Here is a 23,607-nt window from a genome sequence, read left to right on the forward strand (position 1 = left end):
AGTTTTACCACTTCATTTATATAAAGAAATTTCATCTTATGGGAATTAAAAACAGATTAATTGTAATGAGTTTTCTTCAGTTTTTTGTCTGGGGAGCCTGGCTTATTACTATTGGGAATTATTGGTTTGTAACTAACAATTGGGAAGGAACTCAGTTTGGTCTTGTCTTTAGTACTATGGGAATTGCTTCTTTATTTATGCCAACTATAACTGGGATAATTGCTGACAGATGGATAAATGCTGAAAAATTATATGGTGTTTTACATATTTTGTATGCAGTAGTTTTATTTTTTATTGCCCAGGTTACCACACCTGATACTTTTATTTATGTTATGTTTTTGGCAATGTGTTTTTATATGCCAACAATTGCCTTAAGTAATTCAATTTCATACACTTCCCTGAAGTTAAATAATAAAAATGTAGTAAAAGATTTTCCGCCAATTCGTGTTTGGGGAACTATAGGTTTTATTGTTGCCATGTGGATAACCAATTTAAGTGGAAGCAAAGCAACTGAATTTCAATTTTATATAGCCGGAATTGGTGCTTTGGTTTTAGGAATTTATTCTTTTACATTACCTAAATGCGAACCGCAGCGTTTGACAAAAGAAAATGCTTCCTGGGTGGAAACTTTAGGACTTGAAGCTTTTAAATTGTTTGGAAATTATAAAATGGCACTGTTTTTTGTTTTTTCTCTTTTTTTAGGAGGAGCTTTGCAATTAACAAATGCATATGGTGATGTTTTTCTTGAAGAATTTAAATATTTTCCAAAATACGCGGATTCTTTCGTAATTAAATATTCAACTATCATTATGTCAATTTCTCAGGTTTCTGAAACTTTGTTTATATTGGCAATTCCATTTTTTTTAAGACGCTTCGGAATCAAACAAGTAATGTTAATAAGCATGTTAGCGTGGGTATTACGTTTTGGATTGTTTGCGTTTGGAGATCCGGTAACGGGTTTATGGATGATTATCCTATCATGTATTGTTTATGGAATGGCATTTGACTTTTTTAATATTTCAGGCTCCTTATTTGTAGAAAGCAATACCGATTCAAAAATCCGTTCCTCAGCACAAGGTTTATTTATGATGATGACAAATGGAGTAGGAGCTGTCTTAGGAAGCTTAACATCAGGTTGGGCAATTGATAAATATTTTACTAAATCTTTTACAACATCTTCACAATTAGCTGATTTTTTACAAACGGATGTTACAAATTCAAAAATGCTGCAATTTGTAAAATCTCAGGGGAATACAATTTCGGCTGATGGTTATTTTAGCAAGGAAATTTTAATGAAAGACTGGCATAATATTTGGCTATCATTTGCAGCTTATGCCCTTATTATTGCAATAGCATTTGCCGTCTTATTCAAACACAAACACAATCCTAAAGAATTAGAAAATCTAGGACACTAATTATTCTAACAAAACAGCCTATATGTCTTAAATAAATAGGCTGTTTTTGTTAAGTTATATAATAAAAAAATTATTTTGAACGTTGATATTTTTCAAGTGACAACAATGCTTGTTCATTAATTTTATTTTGAAAAAAACCTGTCCATCCAAGCAAGTATCCTGTAATCCCAAAAGCTTGCTTTGACCATTTCCAAATATCAAAACTATCGGTATGTTTGATAATTAGTCCATCTTGAAATACAAATTGAGCAGAAATTTTATTGATCACTTTTCTATTGGTTTTACTGTAATTATAAGTCGCTTTCCATTGAGCTGATCCTGTAAAATCATCCGCTTTTATATCTGAAAATTCAATTTTAATGTTTCCTTTGCTTTTTTGAATCAGCATTTGCCACATTATGGAAACTTCTTCTTCTTTTAAAGGTCCAAAAGCAGGATCCACAAAATAAATTTTTTGATGATAACATTCACTCATTGTTTTTGCATCAGCGACTGCAAATGCAGAATAAAATTTGGCAATTAGATTTTCGTTTGAATTCATTTTGGAAAATTAGATTATAAAAATAATACTAATTTTTGTTATATAAACTCTTATAGAACACTAATTTCTGCTGCAGTATCAAAAGTTTTTTTAGACTTATCAAAAGTAGTAGAAAAATAATTTTTTCTATTTACCGCTGTGAAATATCCGGTCTGATTTCCAAATGCATTTGAGTTACCTGTTATAATAAATCTAATGGCGTGTATGTCGGTTTTTTTTAATTTTGTAAATTCTTTTGGAGTAAAATAATAGAATGAAGTTGTTTTATTATCAATTGTTTCTTTACTGTTTTTATCAACGCAGGCAATTACGTCTCCATTCACTAAATCAACATATACTCCACCAGAAATCTTTACTTTATCATTTGGTATTGAAACAGTTATTTTTAAAATCCCCCCATTTTCTGTTTTTGCAATTTGTATATCAGCTTCTCCTGTAAAGGCATATTTTTCACAAATGAAAACATATTCTTCTGTCGCCGGATAAGGTTTTGAACCTTTTATACTCATGGTCTTCTGAGCATTCGCAAAACTTGAAATCAGAATAAAGTAAAACAGGAATATTTTTAAATTCATGGTTATTAATTTACTCATTTATTTTAGAATCAAATTTATCATCCCAATCCATGGATTTAATTGCGGAAATTAAATTTTCTTCATTTATAAAAACACGAAGCTCCTTATTGGCTACTTTTTTTGTATATAAAGCATGATAGCGATAAATAGTTTCTTGTTTAGTTTTATAAACGCCATCTAATTTCAAATCAACAAAGCTTCCGTAATATTGTCTAAATCTCTGACAGGTTTTTGTTAAACGCTCTTCAGTAGTATTATCCATTACTGATTTTGTAACTTCAGTTTCGTTGAAAGGCTTAAACTTAGAAGTGTTGCATGTTTCCAAAACACGTTTTGCTAAATCGTACGCCTTTTTTTGTTGATTTGAATTTACTTCAGCTGTAGAAACTCTTTTAATTTTTAAATCTTCAGTGTCACGGCTTACATTCTTGGACTTACAGCCAATTAACAAAAACAACAAACATATAATCAATACTGACTTCTTCATAACAATTTATATTATTTTTAATAACAAATTAGGGTCGGGACAATTTTCGATGTAAAAATTTAAATCATTTTTACTGCAGACTCCTGGATAATCTCCCCAATAATTTTCTATATTTTTAATAATCTGAAAATGCAAATGAGGGGCATAATCTCCATTTACTTCAGAATTTCCAATGGTGGCAATTTTTTCTCCTTTTTTATAAAAAGTACCAACATTAAGATTCTTTATACTTTCTAACGATAAATGTCCGTATAAAGTATAAAATTTTTCATTTTCTATTTCATGTTCTAAAATAATTGTGGGACCATAATCTCCAGTTCCTTCATTATTTTTAAAACTGTGCAATTTTCCATCAAGAGCAGCCAAAACAGAAGTTCCGGCATTAATCCATAAATCAATACCAATGTGAATATTTCTTTCCGGAATAGTATCATTTTTAAAAATGATGCTTCTTTTATAAATATTACGTGTTTCTATATAACCGCCATAGGCTACTTTACCATCATTTTTATTCAGAAAATCAGAAATAAAAATTTCAAAATCCTGAGCATTTTCAAAATTTCTTTCAAATAATTCCGGATTATTAACTGACAGGTCTAGAGGAATATAATTTGAAAAATCAACATCTGGATTAATGACTTTTGTTGAAGGTAAGGATTTTAAAATAGAATGAAGTGTTTTCATAAATCTTTATTAAGCTACTTTTTCTATAATTATCAGTTCATTATGATTTTCAATACGAGGTAACTTTTTTGTAGAATATAACTCAGGATGTATTTCTGAAATATATTTTCTGTTCCTGATATTGTGCGATTCATCAAGAATCATTGTATTAAAAAGCACAAAACCTTTATCATTTAAAAGGGAACAAATTTTGTTGGCAAAAAAACTTTCAAATAAAAAATTAGGCATATGTATATCTTCAAAAACATCTATAATAATTAAGTCATATTTTTGATTTGTTTTTAAAACAAATTCAAATGCATCATCAATAACAATATCTAATTGTTGGATTAAATTAAGATTAAAATACTTATTGGCAACTTCAATAATATCCGGATCAATTTCTACGCCCGTCATTTTACCTTTATATTCTATTTCATTAACTAATGTTTTAATAACACTTCCACCTGCAACACCTAATATTAAAATATGTTTCATATTAAGTATATTCTGATATCCAATATTCCGTAAGCCATATCTTAATATTCTTTGCAGACTTCCGTACGAATAATTTGTATTTTCAGAATCTAAAACCAATTCTCCATTTGCCCATGTAACTTCAATGACTTTACTACGAACAGATTTTTTTTTAAATATTTTTATTGGGATTAGATAACTAAATATTTTTTGAATCATTTTATGTTCTTTTTACCAAATTTAATATTTAAATTTTTTATTTTGTAGAATATATTAAATTAATGAAGAAACAAGTATACAAATTTCTTTTTTTTAAGCTAATGGGCTGGAAAATAATAGGGATTGAAAATGCAGAAGTAAAAAAATGTGTAATGATGGTAATGCCTCATACCAGCAACCATGACTTTTATTTGGGAATTTTCACAAGAGGCATATCCGGATTAGAAATGAACTGGGTAGGGAAGAAAGAATTATTCAAATTTCCATTTGGATATTATTTTAGAAGTGTAGGAGGTGAGCCTTTGGATCGTTCAGGAGGCTTGAATAAGGTAGATGCTATTGTTTCTATTTTTGAAAAGAAAGAAGTCTTTCGTTTAGCTGTGGCTCCGGAAGGAACAAGAAAAGAAGTTAAGGAAATTAGAAGTGGCTTTTATTACATAGCACTAAAAGCAAATGTGCCTATAATTCCAGTTTCATTTAATTGGGGTAAAAAAGAAGTAAATTTTGGAAAAGGCATTTTACCCACCGGAAATTACGAAGCTGATGTTCAAATTTTAAAGAAACATTATAATGGAGTTACAGGTAAGATTGAAGAAAAAGGTTTTCAATTGTAATTTTTAATGACTGCTGAGAATTGCTTAAATGAAAATTAAAATAAAATTTTCAAAAAAAGAGCTAAATTTTAATTTATGGAATATATACCTTAAATGTTCCATTTTTATAAAAGAGTACGATCCGTTCAATTTCATCTTCAATCTTGCCTGAATTTGTTAATTTATTTTCAACATTATTTGAAAGCGGATTCATTTTTTTTTCATCGGTATCTATTTCTGAAAACAAATCCTGAACATCAAGGTTATCATCTGATGAAAGAGTAACAATCGGTTTATTAATTTCCAAATAATTTTCTTTTTTGGAAGTTACAATTTTTTCCTTTTTTGGAAAGTCTCCGATACCATTTAAGATCCAGTATAAATCCACTTCAGGAAAAACCTCTAAAATTTTCATTACAAAATCTAAACTAGGTTTGTTCCTACCTGAAAGCAGGTGAGACATGCTGGAACGCTGAACCCCAATTTTATCTGCAAAAGAGGATGCATTTAAACCATAATAATCAAGTATAAATTCAAGCCTTTTTATAAAATCATCTATGTTTACCATTGTAAATTCTTATTGAAAATTCATATGTTTACAAATGTAACTAAAAGTAATCTAATAACCAATTTTACAACTGTAAATTATAATAACTGCTGTTTATTATATTTATTCTTACTATAAGTAACACATTTTAAAGCGCTCATAATATGAACTTTAAATTACATAATTAACATAATTAACAATTGTTATAAGAATTATATGCTTGGCCAAATCGACCAAGTTAATAACTGTTTACATTTCTAAATTATTACTCATTTTTTATGTTTACAATTGTAAATGTAAAGATGTTTACTTTTGTAAACTAATTAAATTTCGATGAATTTAGAAGAACTATTTGAACAGTATAAAGAAAAATCAATTAACGGGCGATACCTGAAATTGGATCATATTAAGCCTCTATTAGACAAATTGAATACTGAAAATCAGGTTAAAGTTATTGGCAAATCTGTCTTAGGAAAACCAATCTATAGCTATGAAATTGGCAGTGGCAAAATACGTATTTACTTATGGTCACAAATGCATGGAAATGAAAGTACAACTACAAAAGCATTATTTGATTTTATTAACCTCTTAAATAGCGGTAGTGTTTTTGCAGAAAATCTCCTTAAAACATTTACTTTTTATTCTATTCCAATACTAAATCCTGATGGAGCTGCGTTGTATACTCGTGCAAATGCTAATAATATTGATCTAAATAGAGATTCTCAGGATCTTACACAACCTGAAAGCCAAACATTACGTGCAGTTTTTGAAGACTTTAAACCGCATTATTGTTTTAACTTGCATGATCAGCGAACAATTTTTGGAGTTGGCGATTCCGGCAAGCCTGCAACAGTTTCTTTTCTAGCTCCTTCTTATAATGAAGAGAGAGAAATTAATGAAAACAGATTAAAAGCTATAAACTTAATTGTTGAAATGAATAATGAATTGCAAAAATATATTCCCGGGCAGGTTGGTCGTTTCGATGACTCATTTAATATCAATTGTATAGGAGATACATTTCAATTTTTAGGAGTGCCAACTATTTTATTTGAAGCGGGACATTTTGAAAATGATTATCAGAGGGAGTTCACAAGAAAGTATGTCTTTATTTCTTTTATTACAGCTTTTAAAGCGCTTTCCGAAAACGTTATAGTTGATAATGGAATTATTGATTATTTGAATATTTCACAAAATAACGTGGTTTTTTATGATTTTATGTATAAAAATATCAAAATAAATTATGATGGTATTGAAATTATTACGAATTTTGTCGCACAATACAAAGAAGAATTGATTGAGGATGAGATTCAATTTAATGCCTATATCGCAGAAGTAGGTGAATTGGAAAATTATTTTGGTCATTGCGTATATGATGGTAAAGAAGCTGTCTATTCAGATGATAACAGCAATTTTCCGAAAGTGAATCAAAAAGCAGATTTTTATTTGGATAAAACTATAAAATTTGTTAATGGATTGATAAAAAGCTAATTTTTATGTGAATTTGTTATTTTTTATATATATTTTTATCCTTTGTAACAGCAAATTAGTAATATTAATTAAAGAATTATGAGTAAATTTCGTTTAGATGAAGTAGATCACCAGATTTTAGATATGTTAATAGACAATACGAGAGTTCCGTTTACTGACATAGCCAAAAAATTGTTGATTTCTGCTGGAACTGTACATGTTAGAGTAAAAAAAATGGAGGATGCAGGGATAATAATGGGATCATCATTAGCCTTGGATTACGATAAATTAGGGTATTCATTTATTGCTTATGTTGGGGTGTTTCTTAATAATACATCTCAAACAAAATTTGTATTAGAGCGAATTAACCAAATTCCATTTGTAACAGTAGCATCTGTTACTACAGGGAAGTTCAATATTTTTTGCAAAATCAGAGCAAAAGATACTAAACATGCCAAAGAAGTTATTTTCATGATCGATGATATTGAAGGTGTTTACAGAACTGAAACTATGATTTCATTGGAAGAAAGTATCAACGATAAAAAGCGTTTGATGCATACTATCTTTAAAAATATGTAATATTCTTGAATGCTATATAAAAATATAACCTCAAGTTTTTGCTTGGGGTTTTTTTATGACTAACCAACCAATTATAATAAGACATGTATACGTTACCTAAAATTGAACGTTTTAATCAGGATGTTCTTTCTAAATATCACATTTATAATAGTGTATTTATAACTTTGCCTTTTGATTCCATAGATAATACGGGAGTTTTACTTCCTTTATTTACAGAAACCTGCGAAACAGGATTCAAAAAACAGGAAACTCCAAAAGAAATTTTTGATTTTTTTTCGAATAAGTTTTTAAACAACGCATCTGAGACAGAAAGAATTGATTTGATGTTTCGTTTTATTCAATATATTGAACGTCAGATTGTGTTATTTGATGCTATTGAAGATGCGGCATTTTCTGCTGTCAATAATTTGGAAGGACGTGGATCTCTTCGTGATATCAAGGAAAAATCTGATGCAAAAGAAAAAGATGAGGAATTAATAGAATTTCTCGAAAATTTTAATGTACGAACTGTTCTGACAGCGCATCCAACACAATTTTATCCGGGACCAGTTCTTGGAATTATTAATGATTTAACGGAAGCAATTCGTTCAAATGATTTGTTAAAAATAAAACAATTGCTGGCGCAATTAGGTAAAACACCATTTATTCAAAACGAAAAACCAAATCCATATGATGAAGCAGTAAGCTTGATTTGGTATTTGGAAAATGTTTTTTATGAAACTGCCGGAGAGATTGTTCATTATTTACAAAAAAACATTTTACAGGGTGAGGCAATTCAAAATCAGCTAATTAAACTTGGATTCTGGCCAGGAGGAGATCGGGATGGTAATCCTTTTGTTACAACAGAAATAACTTTGAAAGTAGCAGAACGTTTACGTACTTCAATTTTAAAATGTTATTATGTTGAGATGAGAAATTTGAAAAGAAAGTTAACTTTCTCAGGTGTAGATACTTTAGTTGCTGAACTTGAATATAAACTTTATAGATCTGTTTTCTATTCTAAAGGAGAGATTTTTATTACTCTTGAAGAATTATTAATACAATTAGATAAAATTCGAACTATAATTATTGAAAAACATCAGTCATTATATTTAGATGAATTAGAAGCCCTTCTGGTAAAAATTAATTTATTTGGCTTCCATTTTGCGACCTTGGATATTCGCCAAAATAGTAAAATTCATAATGCGGTATTTAAGGACGTTGTGGATTTTTACCTAAATTCGGGTTCAGGCATATTTCCAAAAAATTATTTTGAATTAACTGAAGATCAAAAAATAAATGTCTTATCAAAAGTGAAAGGTAATTTAGTTCCTGCTGATTTTCAAGATGAAATAACAAGATCTACTTTAGAATCTGTTCAGGCAATTAAAACAATTCAGGAAAATAATGGTGAATTTGGTGCAAACCGTTATATAATCAGCAATAACGAAAGTGCGTTGAACGTAATGGAAACTTTTGCCATGATTAGATTAAATAATTGGGAAAATCCTAGCGTTGATATTATTCCACTTTTTGAATCTGTTGATGATTTGCAAAATGCTCATGCTATTATGGAGCAATTGTACACTAATACTGAATATTCAAACCATTTGGAAGCAAGAGGGAACAAGCAGACAATTATGTTAGGTTTCTCTGACGGAACAAAAGATGGCGGTTATTTAATGGCTAACTGGAGTATCTATCAGGCAAAAATATCACTTACTGAAATTTCAAGAAAATATGGAATTAAAGCTATTTTCTTTGATGGACGTGGCGGACCTCCAGCACGTGGTGGTGGAAAAACACATAAATTTTATGCGTCTTTAGGGCCAAAAATAGAAAATAACGAAATTCAGATTACGGTTCAGGGACAAACAATTAGCTCTAATTTCGGAACGTTGGATTCCTGCCGTTATAACATTGAAAATTTATTAAGCGCCGGTGTAACCAATCAGGTGTTTAGTAAAGGTAAAAATGAATTGAGTACAGAAGAGACGCAAATTTTAACTCAATTGGCAGGTTTAGGGTACGATAAGTATTTAAGTTTTAAAAATCATCCAAAATTTATTCCCTATTTGGAAAAAATGAGCACGTTAAAATATTATTCTAAAACCAATATTGGAAGCCGTCCTTCAAAAAGAAGTAAATCAGAACAATTAGATTTTGCAGATTTGAGAGCAATTCCTTTCGTAGGTTCATGGAGTCAGCTTAAACAAAATGTACCTGGATTTTTTGGAGTTGGATCAGCTTTGAAGCATTTTGAAGACACAAATCAATGGGATAAAGTGCATGATTTGTATCATAATTCTTTGTTTTTTAAAACTCTTTTAGAAAATAGTATGATGTCATTAGCAAAGTCATTTTTACCATTAACAGCTTATATGAGAAATGACCCTGAATTTGGTGAATTCTGGCAGATTATTTATGATGAGTTTTTAGAAACCAAACGTCTTTTATTAAAAATTGCTGGTCACAAGACACTCATGGAAAACTATCCTGATGGTATAGCATCTATTCAAATAAGAGAACGTATTGTATTGCCCTTATTGACAATACAACAATATGCTCTTTTAAGAATTAATGAATTGAATAAAGAAAAAGAAGTCAATGAAGAATTAGTTAAAGTATATGAAAAAATTGTAACACGTTCTCTTTTTGGAAATACAAATGCAAGTAGAAATTCCGCTTAAATTTAAAATATATGCTAGCTTCTGATCTGTTATCAAATGAATATTCGGTCTTTAATGCAACTTATATAAAGGCTGTTGAAAATAAAACTGTATTACAAGGTCTTAATGATGGATTGTTACAACTAATCAAATTTATAAAAAATGTTCCATCTGAAAAATTGGAATATCGATATACTGAAGGAAAATGGACAATTAAGGATATCGTTTTGCATATGATCGATACAGAGCGTATTTTTGCCTACAGAGCTTTAAGGATTAGCCGTGGTGATAAAACACCATTGCCCGGATTTGAAGAAAATGATTATGTCCCGTTTGCATTTGCCAATAATCGTTCTGTAGAAAGTTTGTTAGAAGAATTTGAGAATGTTAGAAAAGCTACAATTAGTTTTTTCGAAAACTTAAATGACGAGCAGCTGTTATTTTTAGGTACCGCTTCAAATACTACAATTTCAGTGAGGGCAATTGGTTTTATAATTACCGGTCATCAAAACCATCATTTAAAAGTGATTGAACAAAGATATTTGTAAAATTTACTGTAAAGCACGCTTTGTTACAAAAGTACGATAGCCGATAATTGCCATCTGCCACTTTTTGGCTTTTGAGATATCTAATCCTTGTTTAGTAAAACTTGGTAAAAGAATTTTATTTATTTTGGCTAGAATTTTATACATGATGGATTATTTTTTTCAAAGATATAAAAAAGACTTTGCGGTTTGCAAAGTCTTTTTTTATATAGGCTGGTTTTTATGATTTTTTAGCCAATATTATTTTATCTATTTTTTCCAGCATTTCTTTAGCGTTTGAATTATTAGGCATCAGTTCTAAGCTTTTTTTATAAGTTTCTTTAGAAATATCCAACTGGTTATTGCTAAAATAACTTTCAGCCAAGCTGTCAAAAGCATTTCCAGATGTTGGATTTTCTTTTGCGTTCAACTCAAAAACTTTTATGGCATCATTTATTCTTCCATATGTCATAAGTGTATAACCAATAACATTTAATCTATATTCAAAATTCCAATCAGGATGATTCCTTTTTAGAACTAAATAATTTTGCTCTGATGTTGAGATATCAAATTTCAAAAAATCCTGATTTATTTTTTCACCAGCCAAAAGATAATCATCAATTAACGTTGTATCTACAATTGCAGCCACATGATTTATTACTTGACTTTGAACATACAAATTAGAATATTTATGCCCATTTGATAAAAATATTACTGTTAACTCATTATTCGTAAACTTTCTAAAAGCTGTTTCATTACCTCCAGTAAATCCATACGAAAGAGTTTTGTTTACAGGAACAATTTCCCAGCCATAAGCAAAATTATCTACATTATTTGTAAAAGAAAACGGTTTCCACATCGTAGATTTTGTTTCTTTTTTAATGTAAATGTCTGCATCTAGATTTTTATTCCACTTGATAAATTCAGGTAGATTAATATTCAAGCCATTTGCAGAATGTGAATCACTACCGCTGTTATAATCATTCTTTTTGTATTTTTTGTTTTCTGCATCATAATTATAGCGAACCGCACCTTTTGGGGTTATTTGTCCAAAATCAGATAAAAAGAAAACATCAGATTTTGCTTTCGGAAATTGATTTTTTAATATATATTCATCAAAAGGAAGGCTTGTAATCTTTTCAATGATTTTAGCTAAAAACAGATAATTGGTTTGATTATAGCGATATTGATTTCCAGTAGCAAATTGCATTGGTTTTTTTGATAGTAAAGAAATTTTTTCAGAATACGGCAAGGAAAATAGAATATCTTCAAATTGAACTATATCCGGAAGTCCGGAAGAATGTGTTAGTAAATTTTTTATTTTTATTTTCTTCCATTCCTTTGGCAGATTATTCAAATATTTAGAAATAGGATCTTCTAATGATAACTTTTCTTTTTCTATGAGTTGAAAAATACCAACACTTGTAATTAATTTGGTTGTAGAGAAAATTTTAAAAGCAGTGGTTTTATCCACTGCTGTATTTTCTTCCAATGATGCTTTTCCGTAATATTTCTCATAAATAACTTTTCCATCTTTTATAACAGCTAAGGCTGCTCCAGGAATTTCGTTTAATTCGATAACTTCTTTGATATAAGTATCAATTTTCTGTTCAATTAGTTTATTTTCAGTTTGGCTAAAACACAAATTTATAACGAATAGAAGACATAGAATAAAAAATCTTTTTTTCATCTAGAAGAATAAAATTTAATTAAGATCGTTTACTTTCTTTTTCCATTTTTTTTAATTCTTTCTCATGAATCTTCATGTTTTTTTCATGTTGCTTCATATTTTTCTCGTATTCTTTCATATGAATCTCATATTGCTTCATATCTTTACCATATTTCTGCTCAACATATTGAGTGTATTTTTCCATGTCTGCATCGAATTTTTCCATTGCAATGTCATATTTCTCCATTTCCTTGTCAAAAATCGCGGATCTTTTTTCCATAATTTCATCAATTTCTTTTTCGTAGGCAGACATGTCAGGTTCAAAAGCTTCCATTTTTTTCTCAAATTCATCCATTTCTTTTTCGAATTTTTTCATTGCTGCTTTATCGTTGCTATTCGTCGGATGAACTGGAGGTTTTGGCATTTTTGACATATCTACAGGAGGTGCTTGTGGCATTGGTCCGGTTGGAAATGTAGGTATTGTAGGAGGTGTTGGTGGAGTTGGAGGTAAAGAATTTAGATCATTACTTGTAACATCCTGATTCTCTTCATCTGCTTCAGCAATCTGAAATTCATCATCATCTGTAATTATATTGATCTTTTTAGTACCTTTTTTATCAGTAATAACCACTATTCCACAGCTTTTTATAGCATTTTTACCTTCAATCTGAATAGTTTGCTCTTCTCCTGTCCCTTTATTTACATCAACTTTGATAGATGTTAATTCATTATCAGAATTTCTTTTTACTTCAGAAATAACAATATCAACATTATGATTTTGTTTTAAATTTTGAGCAAAATCTTTCAATTCCTGATCAGTTGTGTTCTTCTTAATTTTGTAAACATCAACAGATTTAATCTCTTTGTTAGAAATTTCTTTTTCGACTTTTTTTCTTTCTTGTGCTATTGTTTGTATTTGAAATAAAAGCACAAAAGCTACAAGTGCCGGAATTACAGCATAATACTTCCAATAATTTCTCTTTTTTGATTGATTTTTGTTTAACATGACAATTCGTTTTTTGATTAATGATTGATAAAAATGATTGGTAATGGCAACACAACTTTCATGTGTTGTTATTTTTAAAAGCGTGTATTGATACGCTTTTTTGTCGGATATTTTTTTTGTGGCTTCATAATCCGCAATAAATTCAAGGTTTTGCATGATGGCTTTTTTATACAACCATATTATGGGATTGAACCAAAACAGCACGCAAAATAACCTTGAAATCAGTACATCTAGAGTGTGATTTTGGTCGCTATGCACTTTTTCGTGTTCAAGAATATTTTCTAATTCTGAAGCACTATACATTGATGAGTTGTATACGATATAATCAAAATAAGAAAATGGAGCAATATTTTCTTGTACATCTATAAATTTAAAATCAGCTTGTTGTTCTATTTTTTTTCCTTTTAAAACTGAATTTAAGCTATGAAAATCCATGGCAAATTTTATCATAAAAGCAAAAAAACCAATTGTATAAATAGCAAGATAAACCAAATTCCAGTCTATTTCAAAAGTTTTTTCAGTGACGGTTTGTGGAATATATGCTGGTGAATAATTAAGAATTGAAGGAAGCGGAGCAGGTTCAACCCAAATAACTTTAGTATACACTAACAAAGGTAAAACAATAGATGTTACTAATCCAGCCAATAAAAACCATCGATTACTATTGAAAAAAGTTTCTTTGCGTAGTAAAAAATAATAAGCAAGGTAAAACATTACTACCAATGCAGATGATTTTGCGATAAAAATGAAAATTGCCTCCATAAACGATTATTTTTCTTCTTTAGTTTTCTCGATCATATCCAGAATTTCTCTTAATTCAGCTGCGGAGATTTTTTCTTCTTTTGCAAAAAAGGAAACCATATTTTTATAAGAACTATTAAAATAATTATCGATAGCCGTTTTCATGTACTTTTTGCTGTAAGCTTCTAAGGCAATAATCGGATAATACTGATGTGTATTTCCAAAAGCATTATGAGCTACGAAACCCTTTTCTTCAAGATTGCGAACAATAGTCGAAAGTGTATTGTAGTGAGGCTGGTCTTCAGTTATTTCTGCCTGGACTTCTTTTACAAAAGCTTTTTTAAGCTTCCATAAAATGTGCATGATTTCTTCTTCTTTATTGGTTAACTTTTGCATGTTTCTAATTTTAATTCAAACGTACAACTATTTTTATAGTTACGCAACTATAAAAATAGTTATTTAACTAAAAAATAAGTTTCAATTGAGATTAATGCATAGAAATGCCTTCAAATTTAAATGTAATAATTTGAATTTTAAATATTTACGACAAAAAAAAGTTTTATTATTATTTTTCGTTTAGGAGTGAATTTTTTATCCACAAACAACAAAAAGTAGCAACAACACCAATACTGGCCATAAAAAACCAATTCATTTGGTATCCAAATCGTGTAATAATTTCGAAGCCAACTTTAGAACTTATTATATGAGCTAAACTAAAGCTCATGGTGTAAAGTGCCATATATTGTCCTTCCTGACCACGAGGAGCACGGCTTAAAGCAAAAGCATTCGAAAAAGGAAAAGCTAAAATTTCACCAATAGAGATGCAAATCATACTGATTACAAGTATACCAGCCCAAATATTAATAAGCAATAAAAAGAAACTCAAAGCCATTATAAAAGAGCCAATGATGATAATTTTTATTTTTTGATATCCTTTTCTCTCCATATAACCTACAGCAGGCATTTCTAGAGCAAAAATTAAAAGTCCGTTTAACGTCATTAATAGTCCGGTCTGAAATTCAGTCATGCCAAATTTTTCGCTATGATATAAAGGTAAAGTTGTAAACAGCTGAAAGAAAATCATGGCTGTAACAAAACTTACGAACAGGAAAACCCAAAATATCCTATCCTTAAACACAGATTTGGCTGGTGCTGCATTTTCAATTGTATCTTCATAAATAATTTTTTTCTTTTCTTTAACCAATAAGGCAAAAATTGAGATTGAAATGATACAGGAAGCACCATCAACCCAAAAAAGTCCCTTATAACCAATTCCCATAATAATCAAACCGCCTAAAGCAGGACCGGCAGCAAAGCCTAAGTTTACAGCCAGACGTACTAAAGTTAAGGCACGGGTTCTGTTCTCGGGTTTAGCATACGCACCCAACGAAACAAACATAGCAGGACGAAACATATCTGCAATAGCCATCAGGCAGAACATTCCAATACAAAGTCCAAAAAAGGTAGTGATATACTGAATTAAAAACATTCCAATTCCAGTAGTGAACAAACTAAAAATCATGATTTTATAAAATCCGATCTTATCTGATAATTTACCTCCAAGCCAGGATCCTAACATGGATCCAAAACCAAAGGAAACCATAATCCATCCAACCTGATTGTAGCTAAAATGAAGATCTTCCTTTAAATATTTTGATAAAAAAGGCAGCACCATTGTGCCCGCACGATTGATAAAAGTTATAATAGCAAGTATCCAAATTTCTCTTCTAAATCCTTTAAAATTGTTGATATACTGATTAAAAGCAGCTTTGAACATTCTAATTTTGTTATTTACAACAAAGTTAAAAAACTTTGTAACGCAGAGCAGTTGTTGCTTTGTTAGTTTTAAACTATTTTTGTTGAAAATTTTAATATGAAAAAAATCATACTTGTTATTTTGATTTTTGCTTTTAATTTCAGCTTTGGTCAAAATAAATTTAATAAAAGTGATGCTGAAAAATTTCAAACCACAATCAACACGGAATATGCTGACAGTAAGACAAGTCCGTTGATGGCAGATGATTTGAAAACATTTAAATCATTGGATTTTTATCCTGTCAATGCTAAATATTTTGTGATTGCAAAATTAGTTAAGGCCAGGAATGAAAAAGCTTTTGAAATGAAAACATCTACAAGCAGAAAACCAAAATACATTAAATACGCTACTGCTTTTTTTACCATTAATGGAGTTTCATTAAAATTAAACGTGTATCAGGATGTAGAGCTTTCCAAATCAGATAAAAATAAAGATTATTTGTTTTTGCCATTTTCAGATAAAACATGTGGAAAGGAAAGCTATATAGGAGGAAAATATATTGATCTGAAAATTCCAAAAGGTAAGACTATTGCAATCGATTTTAATCAATCTTACAATCCTTATTGTGCCTATAATCGTAAATATTCCTGCCCGATAGTGCCATTGGAAAACGATTTGAATATTGAAATAAAAGCCGGAGTTAAAAATTTTCATTAATGGATTTCTTTAATTTGCATACACATCAATTTACAAACCAGCCAGATGTATTGGAGTTGGTCAATCAGTATCCGAAAAAGTTTGATGATACAATTCCGTTTTATTCTATTGGCATTCATCCCTGGTACATTACTGAGGAAATGATTGATGAGGAGTTGATAATTATTGAAGAGAAACTGAAAACCAAAAATTGCCTGGCAATTGGCGAATGTGGTTTGGATAAACGAATAAAAGTACCATTTGAGTTACAAGTTTCGGTTTTTGAAAAACAATTGATCTTAGCTGAAAAATATAGAAAACCAGTCGTTATTCATTGTGTTGCTTCTTTTCAGGAAGTTATAGCGATTAAAAAGAAAATGAAAATTTCGGTTCCGATGATTATTCACGGTTTTTCCAAAAATAATCAAATTGCCAATCAGCTGATAAAAGAAGGATTTTATCTTTCCTTTGGGAAATATTTAATTAAAAATCCGGAATTAAAAAAAGTTTTTCAAGATATTCCAAACAATCGGCTTTTTTTGGAAACCGATACTATAGAAGAAGATATTCAATATGTTTATACTTTAGCAGGAGAATATAAAAATTTGAATAGCAAAGAATTAAAACAAGTTATTTCAAGTAATTTTGTGCTTGTTTTTGACAAAATCAATACCAATAATATAACATAAAAAAGTATAAAAAATATGGCAGAATGGACAGAAAGAGCCGAGCTTTTATTTAAAAAAGAAGGATTAGAAAATCTACAGAATTCAAATGTTTTAGTTGTAGGTTTAGGAGGCGTAGGCTCATTTGCAGCAGAATTTTTGGCAAGGGCAGGAGTAGGGAAAATGACAATTGTAGATGGCGATGTTGTGGATATTACGAATATCAACAGACAACTTCCCGCTTTGCATTCTACTATTGGACAGCCAAAAATTACAATTGTTGGCGACCGTTTACAGGACATCAATCCGGAATTAAAATTAACACGTGTACAGGAATTCCTGTCACCTGAAAGAGCTTTTGAGATTGTTACCGATGAATTTGATTATGTTTTGGATTGTATTGACAGCGTAACTCCAAAACTTAATCTGATTATAGCAGCAAAACGTAAAAGAGTAAAAATCATCAGCAGTATGGGCGCCGGTGGTAAAATGGAAGCTTCAAAAGTAAAAGTGGCAGATATTACGAATACTGTCAATTGCTTTTTTGCAAAAACCATCCGAAGACGTTTGAAAGAAGTGAAAATTGATAAATTAAAAGTCGTTTTTTCTTCTGAAATCCAAGATGAATCAAGTTTGAGAATGACTGACGGATCCAATTATAAAAAATCTTTTTACGGAACCAATAGTTACATGCCTGCATTGTTCGGACTATATGCCGCTGAAACCGTAATTCGCTATTTAATAAAGAAAAATAAATAAAATTAGAATTTATAAAAAATGATAAAAACAGTAATTTTTGACATGGATGGTGTGATTGTAGACACTGAACCTGTACACCGTTATGCCTATTACAAACAATTTTCAGAATTAAATATAATAGTTACTGAAGAGATGTACACTTCCTTTACAGGATTTTCAACCAAAAATACATTTCAGACATTAAAAGGATTTTTTCCTGCGATAGAGCATGAGGTAGAGGATTTGATTCAAAGAAAAAGAAGCATTTTTAACGATGCTTTTGATACAAAAGAAGATTTATTTTTATTGGAAGGGGTAGAAAACCTTATAAAAGATTTATATCAGAGTGGGATTCAGTTAATTTTGGCCTCGTCGGCTTCAAAAGTAACCATTGATCGTGTTTTTACCCGGTTTCATTTACACCAGTATTTTTCACATATAGTAAGCGGTGAAGATTTTCCACAATCAAAACCTAATCCAGCTATTTTTATTCATGCAGCTTCCTTATCTGTTGCGCCAAAAAATGATTGTATTGTGATTGAAGACAGCACAAACGGAGTAAAAGCAGCAAAAGCTGCCGGTATTTATTGTATTGGGTATAACAGTGAACATTCAAAATTACAGGATTTATCTGATGCGGATTTCACTATTAATCATTTTAATGAATTGAGTGCAGAAAAAATATCACAATTAGTTATTTGAATTAAGTAAAATTTAACAATTGTTCCGTTATTGAATTTGTAAATTTGAGGCAACAAAAACAAACTTGAAAAATGAAAAAAATATTTATTGCATTGTTCACTATATTGGCTTGCTCTTTTGCTGAAGCTCAGGTAAGGACACCACAGGCAAGTCCAAAAGCTATTATAAAACAAACTGTTGGATTGACAGATGTTGAAATTGTTTATTCCCGTCCGGGCGCAAGAGGCAGAGCCGTATTTGGAAATCTTGTTCCATTTGGTAAGCTTTGGCGAACTGGTGCTAATGAAAATACAATTATTAGCTTTAGTGATGATGTTGTTATAGATGGAAAGATATTAAAAAAAGGAAAATATTCTTTGTACACAATTCCTAAAATCGAAAGCTGGGAAGTGATTTTTTATTCAACAACTGATAATTGGGGGTTACCTGAAAGTTGGAATGATGCAAATGTGGTATTAAGAACAACTGTAAAAGAAAATGCATTGCCAACTCCGGTTGAATCATTTACTATAGGAATTAGCGGACTTGATCCAAATTTTGCTTATTTAGAAATGGCCTGGGAAAATTCTCATGTAGCTTTAAAATTCGAAGTTCCCACTTCAAAAATAGCAACAGAAAGTATTCAAAAAGCGTTAGGCGGCCCAACATGGAATGACTATTATGCTGCGGCTCAATATCTTTTTCAATCGAACGGAAACATTGCTAATGCGAGAACTTATGTTGATAAGGCATTAGATATGAGTACTGAAAAGCCTTATTATGTTTCAAGACTGAAATCATTGATTCAGGCAAAACAAGGAGATAAGTCAGGAGCCATTGAAACGGCAAAAATTTCTCTTGCTGCTGCTGAAGCTGCAAATAATCAGGATTATGTAAAAATGAATAAAGATAGTATTGCTGAATGGAATAGATAGTATTTATATTTACTTACAAATAAAATCCCATTTTGAATCAATTTTCAAAATGGGATTTTTGTTTACTATAAAAAAGGCTAAAGCACTTCAATGCTAAATTCAGCATTGAAAGTTTGATTGGTATCCAATAACTGTATTCCTTCTTTTTTAAATAAATCTCCGAATTTATCCAATCTATCAGAATAGCCAAACCAAGGTTCAATACAAATAAAAGGAGCATTTTCTTTTGTCCAGATTCCTAAATTGGGAAAATCTTCAAAATCAACTTTAATATATGGTTTTGAGTTTTCAAGAATAGTTAACGAATTTGATTCAAGCGTTTTAAAAACCAAAGCATCATTTTTAAATAATTTGTAATTCATTGAAACTATATTGTTTGAAGTTTCCAGAGTTTTAGTTGTATTAGAAATTAAGCCATTTTTCAAAAGCGAATATTCCAGTTTTTCTTCTTTTTCAAATTGAATACTATAATTTGAAAATTTCTCTGGCAAAGCAAAAGCAGGGTGTGCTCCAATAGAAAAAGGCATCTGCGTTTCTCCTTTATTGATTACTTTATACCCTATATTCAATTTATTGTCCTGAAGTTGGTAAATAAGCTGCAATTCAAATTTGAATGGATATTTTTCAAGCGTTTCTTCATTATAAGATAAGGAAAACCTAGCCGACGATTCTGTTTTTTCGATCAGTTGAAATTCCATATCACGGGCAAAACCGTGTCGTGGCAAATGATACTCTTTATTATCAAATGTGAATGTTTCATTTTTCAGGCTTCCAACAATTGGAAAAAGTATCGGAGAATGTTTTGGCCAGAAATCTGGATTTCCGTTCCATATATATTCTTTATTTTCATTGTCTGCGAGTGAAAAAAGTTCTGCTCCCGAATGCTTTATGGATGCGGATAACGTTTTATTTGAGATAGTTGTATTCAAAATTTTAATGACTTTTTTTGTTAATTTAATTAAAGATAAATGTTTTTTTAAAATTTTAGTTCATGCTTTTAAAAATACGAAATTACTGTTTTAATAAAATTTTGATAAAATTGAATTAAAGCTTTTGTTTTTCTCTGCAAATAGCTTTTTTTTTCATTAATTTGTTATATAAACAGGTATAATATGAAAACAAACTTTCCAAAAGCCATATTAGGAATGGCTCTATTTATTGGAATTTCTTCTGTCTGGTCACAATCGACGCCAGCTGCAACAGCAACAAATTCAATTAATAATTATGATTATCATGATGCTTTCGCACCGCATTTCTACACAAAAAATGGTAGTTCTACACGTTCTGCAAGCGGCCAGCCGGGTGTAGAATATTGGCAGAACAGAGCTGATTATCAGATAAAAGTAAAATTAAACGAAGCAACAAATGAAATTGTTGGTACTGATGAAATTACGTATACGAATAACAGCCCTGATAAATTGTCTTTTGTCTGGCTGAATCTAGAGCAAAATTTATTCAAAAATGACTCAAGAGGAAATGCTCTCGTACCTTTAACGGGAAGTCGTAACGGAGCTCAGGGACAGCTTTTCGATGGAGGTAATAAAATTAAATCGGTAAAAGTAATCTCTGGAAAAAAGAAAACAGAAACTGAAGCAAAATATGTAATTACAGATACAAGAATGCAAATTTTTCTTCCTCAGGAATTAGCTTCCAAAGGAGGTTCTGTGAAGATTAAAATTGAATATACATTCATTGCGCCTTTTGAAGGATCTGACAGAATGGGCGTTTTGGAAACTAAAAATGGTAAAATATTCACAATTGCCCAATGGTATCCGCGCATGTGTGTGTATGATGATGTAAGAGGCTGGAATACTGCGCCCTATTTAGGAGCGTCTGAGTTTTACCTGGAATACGGCGATTTTGATATAAATATTACTGTTCCTGCTAATCATTATGTAGTAGGTTCAGGAGAATTACTAAATGGTTCGGAAGTATTTTCTGCAGATCAGTTTAAACGTTACAAAGAAGCATCCCAAAGTGATAAAACAGTCATGATTCGCTCTGCCGAAGAAGTTGCAGCAACAGCTAATTCAAATGCAGCATCCGAAAAAACCTGGCATTATCAAATAAAAAACTCCAGGGATTTTTCATGGGCATCATCTCCGGCTTTTATTTTAGACGGTGCAAAAATCAATTTGCCAAGTGGTAAAAAAGCTTTGGCCTTGTCAGCCTATCCTGTTGAAAGTTCAGGAAATGATGCATGGGGACGTTCATCAGAATATGTAAAAGCATCAATAGAACATTACTCGAAACAATGGTTTGAATATCCTTATCCAGCCGCTACAAACGTAGCAGGAAATGAGGGAGGAATGGAATATCCAGGAATTGTTTTTTGTGGATGGAAATCTAAAGGTCAGGATTTATGGGGAGTTACTGATCATGAATTTGGACATATCTGGTTTCCAATGATTGTGGGATCTAACGAGCGTTTATTTGCCTGGATGGATGAAGGATTTAATACTTTTATCAATTCTATAAGTACTACTGCATTTAATAATGGCGAATATAAAGAAGAGGCAACTGATTTACATGAACAAGCAGAGCCATTTACCCGTCTGGATTTAGAAACAATAATGAGTTCTCCGGATAATATGAAGGAAGCAAATATTGGTATGCTGTGTTATTTTAAACCAAGTTCAGGTTTGATAATTTTAAGAGAACAGATTTTAGGAAAAGAACGTTTTGATATTGCTTTTAGGACTTATATTGAGCGCTGGGCATACAAGCATCCTCAGCCGGATGACTTTTTCAGATCTATTGAAAATGTTGCAGGAGAAGATTTAAGCTGGTTTTGGAGAAGCTGGTTTGTAAACAACTGGCGTTTTGATCAGGGTGTGAATTCAATTAAATATGTAAAAAATAATCCTGCAAAAGGAGCTGTAATTACTGTTGAAAATTTAGACAAAATGCCAATGCCAATTGTATTGGATGTAAAAACCAAAAGTGGTAAAATATCCAGGGTTGCATTACCTGTTGAAATTTGGCAACGTAATAAAGAATGGTCTTTTAAACATAATTCAACGGAAGAAATCGAAAGTATCACGTTAGATCCTGATCATGTTTTTCCTGATTACAATGAAACTAATAACATTTGGGCAGCCGGAAAAGGTAAAGTTGAAAAAGATATTATTCTTGATGGTTATTTAGGAAATTATACTGCTCCAAAAGCTTCTTTAAAAATTGAAATAACGGAGAAAAGTAGTGCTTTAAATGTTGAGATTACCAACTTTCCTAAGTTTACTGTAGAATCAGTTACGGGTGAAAAAGATACATTTGAATCTAAAAGAGCTGGATTAAAATTCAAATTTAATGAAGCAAAAACCGGGTTTGATATGATAGTTGTGGGTAATGGGCAGGTAATTCCGTTTACAAAGAATTAAAAGAGTTTATATTAAAATTTTGAAAACCCGATAGTTACTTGTAGCTGTCGGTTTTTTTTTTGTTTAAAAATAACATATCATTAAAAAAATGTTAGAATTTTAAAAATTGGTTTTCTAAATAAAAAAATAGTGTACTTTTGCACCGATGAATAAAATAAGTTTACATACAACTTCTTTGTCACGGACAATCTCTCCTGGAACTTCTCCCGAAGTACGGATGCTATCTCTATAGTATTCAAAGAGTTTTTAGCCGCGTATTTATTTATATTCATTTATTTTGAAATCACATAAGTTGTCCCTCGGACAAACACATACCAAAAGTATTTATTTCTTCAAACATTTCCTTAATCAACTTTTTGATTTTGAGAATATTACTTCCGTTGTGTCTAATTTTATTAGCTTTCTTTTTGAATTTCAGACCAAACAGTACGTTTTAATATTTAACGCTAAACTTCAACTATTGAAATGAAGATATCTATTGTTGTTACTCAGGAAGAACACTTCAAATTCGCACAGGAAATTTGCGACACGATAGAATCATCTGCCTTGTTAAGAGGTACGGGGATTGCTAAAAGAACTCCTGAATACATTCAGAAAAAAATGTC

24 protein-coding genes and 1 pseudogene are annotated in these 23,607 nt (G+C 30.5%); 13 read left to right on the top strand and 12 right to left on the bottom strand.

Features of this window, described 5'->3' with window-relative positions; translation table 11 throughout:
- The first annotated feature begins 38 nt into the window (after nt 1-38).
- Nucleotides 39-1,415 carry a nucleoside permease gene (locus ABI657_RS08845; RefSeq protein ID WP_348096890.1) on the top strand — a complete coding sequence of 459 codons (1,377 nt, stop codon included), beginning with the start codon at nt 39-41 and terminating at the stop codon, nt 1,413-1,415.
- Between the two features lie 70 nt (nt 1,416-1,485).
- Here ABI657_RS08845 and ABI657_RS08850 read toward each other — a convergent pair whose 3' ends face one another.
- Genes ABI657_RS08850 through ABI657_RS08870 form a run of 5 tightly spaced genes read right to left on the bottom strand, consistent with a single transcriptional unit; the run spans nt 1,486 to nt 4,377 of the window.
- Complete coding sequence (locus ABI657_RS08850) at nt 1,486-1,956, bottom strand: nuclear transport factor 2 family protein (protein ID WP_348096891.1); 471 nt, start codon at nt 1,954-1,956, stop codon at nt 1,486-1,488.
- 50 nt (nt 1,957-2,006) lie between these two features.
- Nucleotides 2,007-2,549 carry a hypothetical protein gene (locus ABI657_RS08855; protein WP_348096892.1) on the bottom strand — a complete coding sequence of 181 codons (543 nt, stop codon included), beginning with the start codon at nt 2,547-2,549 and terminating at the stop codon, nt 2,007-2,009.
- Nucleotides 2,542-3,018 carry a hypothetical protein gene (locus ABI657_RS08860; RefSeq protein WP_348096893.1) on the bottom strand — a complete coding sequence of 159 codons (477 nt, stop codon included), beginning with the start codon at nt 3,016-3,018 and terminating at the stop codon, nt 2,542-2,544. Before ABI657_RS08860 ends, ABI657_RS08855 begins: the two co-directional genes overlap by 8 nt.
- 6 nt (nt 3,019-3,024) lie before the next feature.
- Nucleotides 3,025-3,702: a peptidoglycan DD-metalloendopeptidase family protein gene (locus ABI657_RS08865; RefSeq protein WP_348096894.1), complete on the bottom strand. Its 678-nt coding sequence runs from the start codon at nt 3,700-3,702 to the stop codon at nt 3,025-3,027.
- 9 nt (nt 3,703-3,711) lie between these two features.
- Nucleotides 3,712-4,377 (bottom strand): fused MFS/spermidine synthase, encoded by a 666-nt coding sequence (locus tag ABI657_RS08870; protein WP_348096895.1) that lies wholly within the window; start codon nt 4,375-4,377, stop codon nt 3,712-3,714.
- Nucleotides 4,378-4,439: 62 nt separating this feature from the next.
- Between ABI657_RS08870 and ABI657_RS08875 the strand changes: the two genes are divergently transcribed.
- Nucleotides 4,440-4,991 (top strand): 1-acyl-sn-glycerol-3-phosphate acyltransferase, encoded by a 552-nt coding sequence (locus tag ABI657_RS08875; protein ID WP_348096896.1) that lies wholly within the window; start codon nt 4,440-4,442, stop codon nt 4,989-4,991.
- A gap of 73 nt (nt 4,992-5,064) precedes the next feature.
- Here the strand turns inward: ABI657_RS08875 and ABI657_RS08880 are convergent, their stop codons facing one another.
- Nucleotides 5,065-5,538, bottom strand: coding sequence for a helix-turn-helix transcriptional regulator (locus tag ABI657_RS08880; RefSeq protein ID WP_348096897.1), 474 nt, complete (start codon nt 5,536-5,538; stop codon nt 5,065-5,067).
- A 312-nt stretch (nt 5,539-5,850) separates the two neighbouring features.
- Between ABI657_RS08880 and ABI657_RS08885 the strand changes: the two genes are divergently transcribed.
- The 4 genes from ABI657_RS08885 to ABI657_RS08900 all read left to right on the top strand — a co-directional run bounded on the left by ABI657_RS08885 (nt 5,851) and on the right by ABI657_RS08900 (nt 10,759).
- Nucleotides 5,851-7,005, top strand: a complete 1,155-nt coding sequence (locus ABI657_RS08885) for a M14 metallopeptidase family protein (protein WP_348096898.1) — start codon at nt 5,851-5,853, stop codon at nt 7,003-7,005.
- Nucleotides 7,006-7,083: 78 nt separating this feature from the next.
- Nucleotides 7,084-7,563: a winged helix-turn-helix transcriptional regulator gene (locus tag ABI657_RS08890; RefSeq protein WP_007805990.1), complete on the top strand. Its 480-nt coding sequence runs from the start codon at nt 7,084-7,086 to the stop codon at nt 7,561-7,563.
- Between the two features lie 83 nt (nt 7,564-7,646).
- Nucleotides 7,647-10,232 carry a phosphoenolpyruvate carboxylase gene (locus ABI657_RS08895; protein ID WP_348096899.1) on the top strand — a complete coding sequence of 862 codons (2,586 nt, stop codon included), beginning with the start codon at nt 7,647-7,649 and terminating at the stop codon, nt 10,230-10,232.
- An 11-nt stretch (nt 10,233-10,243) separates the two neighbouring features.
- The gene (locus tag ABI657_RS08900) at nt 10,244-10,759 is read left to right on the top strand and encodes a DinB family protein (protein WP_348096900.1); all 516 of its coding nucleotides are present in this window, start codon (nt 10,244-10,246) and stop codon (nt 10,757-10,759) included.
- A gap of 3 nt (nt 10,760-10,762) precedes the next feature.
- On the opposite strand, the gene ABI657_RS08905 is transcribed toward ABI657_RS08900, so the two are convergent.
- The 5 genes from ABI657_RS08905 to ABI657_RS08925 form a co-directional block, all read right to left on the bottom strand.
- Nucleotides 10,763-10,903, bottom strand: coding sequence for an SsrA-binding protein (locus ABI657_RS08905; RefSeq protein WP_348096901.1), 141 nt, complete (start codon nt 10,901-10,903; stop codon nt 10,763-10,765).
- Nucleotides 10,904-10,976: 73 nt separating this feature from the next.
- Complete coding sequence (locus tag ABI657_RS08910; protein WP_348096902.1) at nt 10,977-12,425, bottom strand: serine hydrolase; 1,449 nt, start codon at nt 12,423-12,425, stop codon at nt 10,977-10,979.
- 19 nt (nt 12,426-12,444) lie between these two features.
- Nucleotides 12,445-14,172 carry a M56 family metallopeptidase gene (locus ABI657_RS08915; protein ID WP_348096903.1) on the bottom strand — a complete coding sequence of 576 codons (1,728 nt, stop codon included), beginning with the start codon at nt 14,170-14,172 and terminating at the stop codon, nt 12,445-12,447.
- A 6-nt stretch (nt 14,173-14,178) separates the two neighbouring features.
- Nucleotides 14,179-14,547: a BlaI/MecI/CopY family transcriptional regulator gene (locus ABI657_RS08920; RefSeq protein WP_348096904.1), complete on the bottom strand. Its 369-nt coding sequence runs from the start codon at nt 14,545-14,547 to the stop codon at nt 14,179-14,181.
- A 169-nt stretch (nt 14,548-14,716) separates the two neighbouring features.
- A complete protein-coding gene (locus tag ABI657_RS08925) occupies nt 14,717-15,928 on the bottom strand; it encodes an MFS transporter (protein ID WP_348096905.1) in 1,212 nt (403 codons plus the stop codon).
- A gap of 96 nt (nt 15,929-16,024) precedes the next feature.
- Here ABI657_RS08925 and ABI657_RS08930 point away from each other — a divergent pair, with 96 nt between their 5' ends.
- The 5 genes from ABI657_RS08930 (at nt 16,025) to ABI657_RS08950 (ending at nt 19,622) form a co-directional block, all read left to right on the top strand.
- Nucleotides 16,025-16,624 (top strand): DUF1684 domain-containing protein, encoded by a 600-nt coding sequence (locus ABI657_RS08930; RefSeq protein WP_348096906.1) that lies wholly within the window; start codon nt 16,025-16,027, stop codon nt 16,622-16,624.
- Entirely contained in the window at nt 16,624-17,292 is a 669-nt protein-coding gene (locus ABI657_RS08935) for a TatD family hydrolase (protein WP_348096907.1), read from the top strand. Before ABI657_RS08930 ends, ABI657_RS08935 begins: the two co-directional genes overlap by 1 nt.
- Nucleotides 17,293-17,307: 15 nt before the next feature.
- Nucleotides 17,308-18,027: a tRNA threonylcarbamoyladenosine dehydratase gene (locus ABI657_RS08940; RefSeq protein ID WP_348096908.1), complete on the top strand. Its 720-nt coding sequence runs from the start codon at nt 17,308-17,310 to the stop codon at nt 18,025-18,027.
- A gap of 18 nt (nt 18,028-18,045) precedes the next feature.
- Nucleotides 18,046-18,708: an HAD family hydrolase gene (locus ABI657_RS08945; RefSeq protein WP_348096909.1), complete on the top strand. Its 663-nt coding sequence runs from the start codon at nt 18,046-18,048 to the stop codon at nt 18,706-18,708.
- Nucleotides 18,709-18,779: 71 nt separating this feature from the next.
- Nucleotides 18,780-19,622 carry a DUF2911 domain-containing protein gene (locus ABI657_RS08950; protein WP_348096910.1) on the top strand — a complete coding sequence of 281 codons (843 nt, stop codon included), beginning with the start codon at nt 18,780-18,782 and terminating at the stop codon, nt 19,620-19,622.
- Between the two features lie 77 nt (nt 19,623-19,699).
- Here ABI657_RS08950 and ABI657_RS08955 read toward each other — a convergent pair whose 3' ends face one another.
- Nucleotides 19,700-20,551, bottom strand: coding sequence for an aldose 1-epimerase family protein (locus ABI657_RS08955; protein ID WP_348096911.1), 852 nt, complete (start codon nt 20,549-20,551; stop codon nt 19,700-19,702).
- 183 nt (nt 20,552-20,734) lie between these two features.
- Here ABI657_RS08955 and ABI657_RS08960 point away from each other — a divergent pair, with 183 nt between their 5' ends.
- Together ABI657_RS08960 and ABI657_RS08965 are read left to right on the top strand one after the other, a co-directional pair.
- Nucleotides 20,735-23,002, top strand: coding sequence for a M1 family metallopeptidase (locus ABI657_RS08960; protein WP_348096912.1), 2,268 nt, complete (start codon nt 20,735-20,737; stop codon nt 23,000-23,002).
- 465 nt (nt 23,003-23,467) lie between these two features.
- Nucleotides 23,468-23,607: pseudogene (locus ABI657_RS08965) on the top strand (GNAT family N-acetyltransferase); the annotation flags it as partial.

The organism is Flavobacterium sp. (assembly GCF_039930565.1).
Classification (GTDB): Bacteria; Bacteroidota; Bacteroidia; order Flavobacteriales; family Flavobacteriaceae; genus Flavobacterium.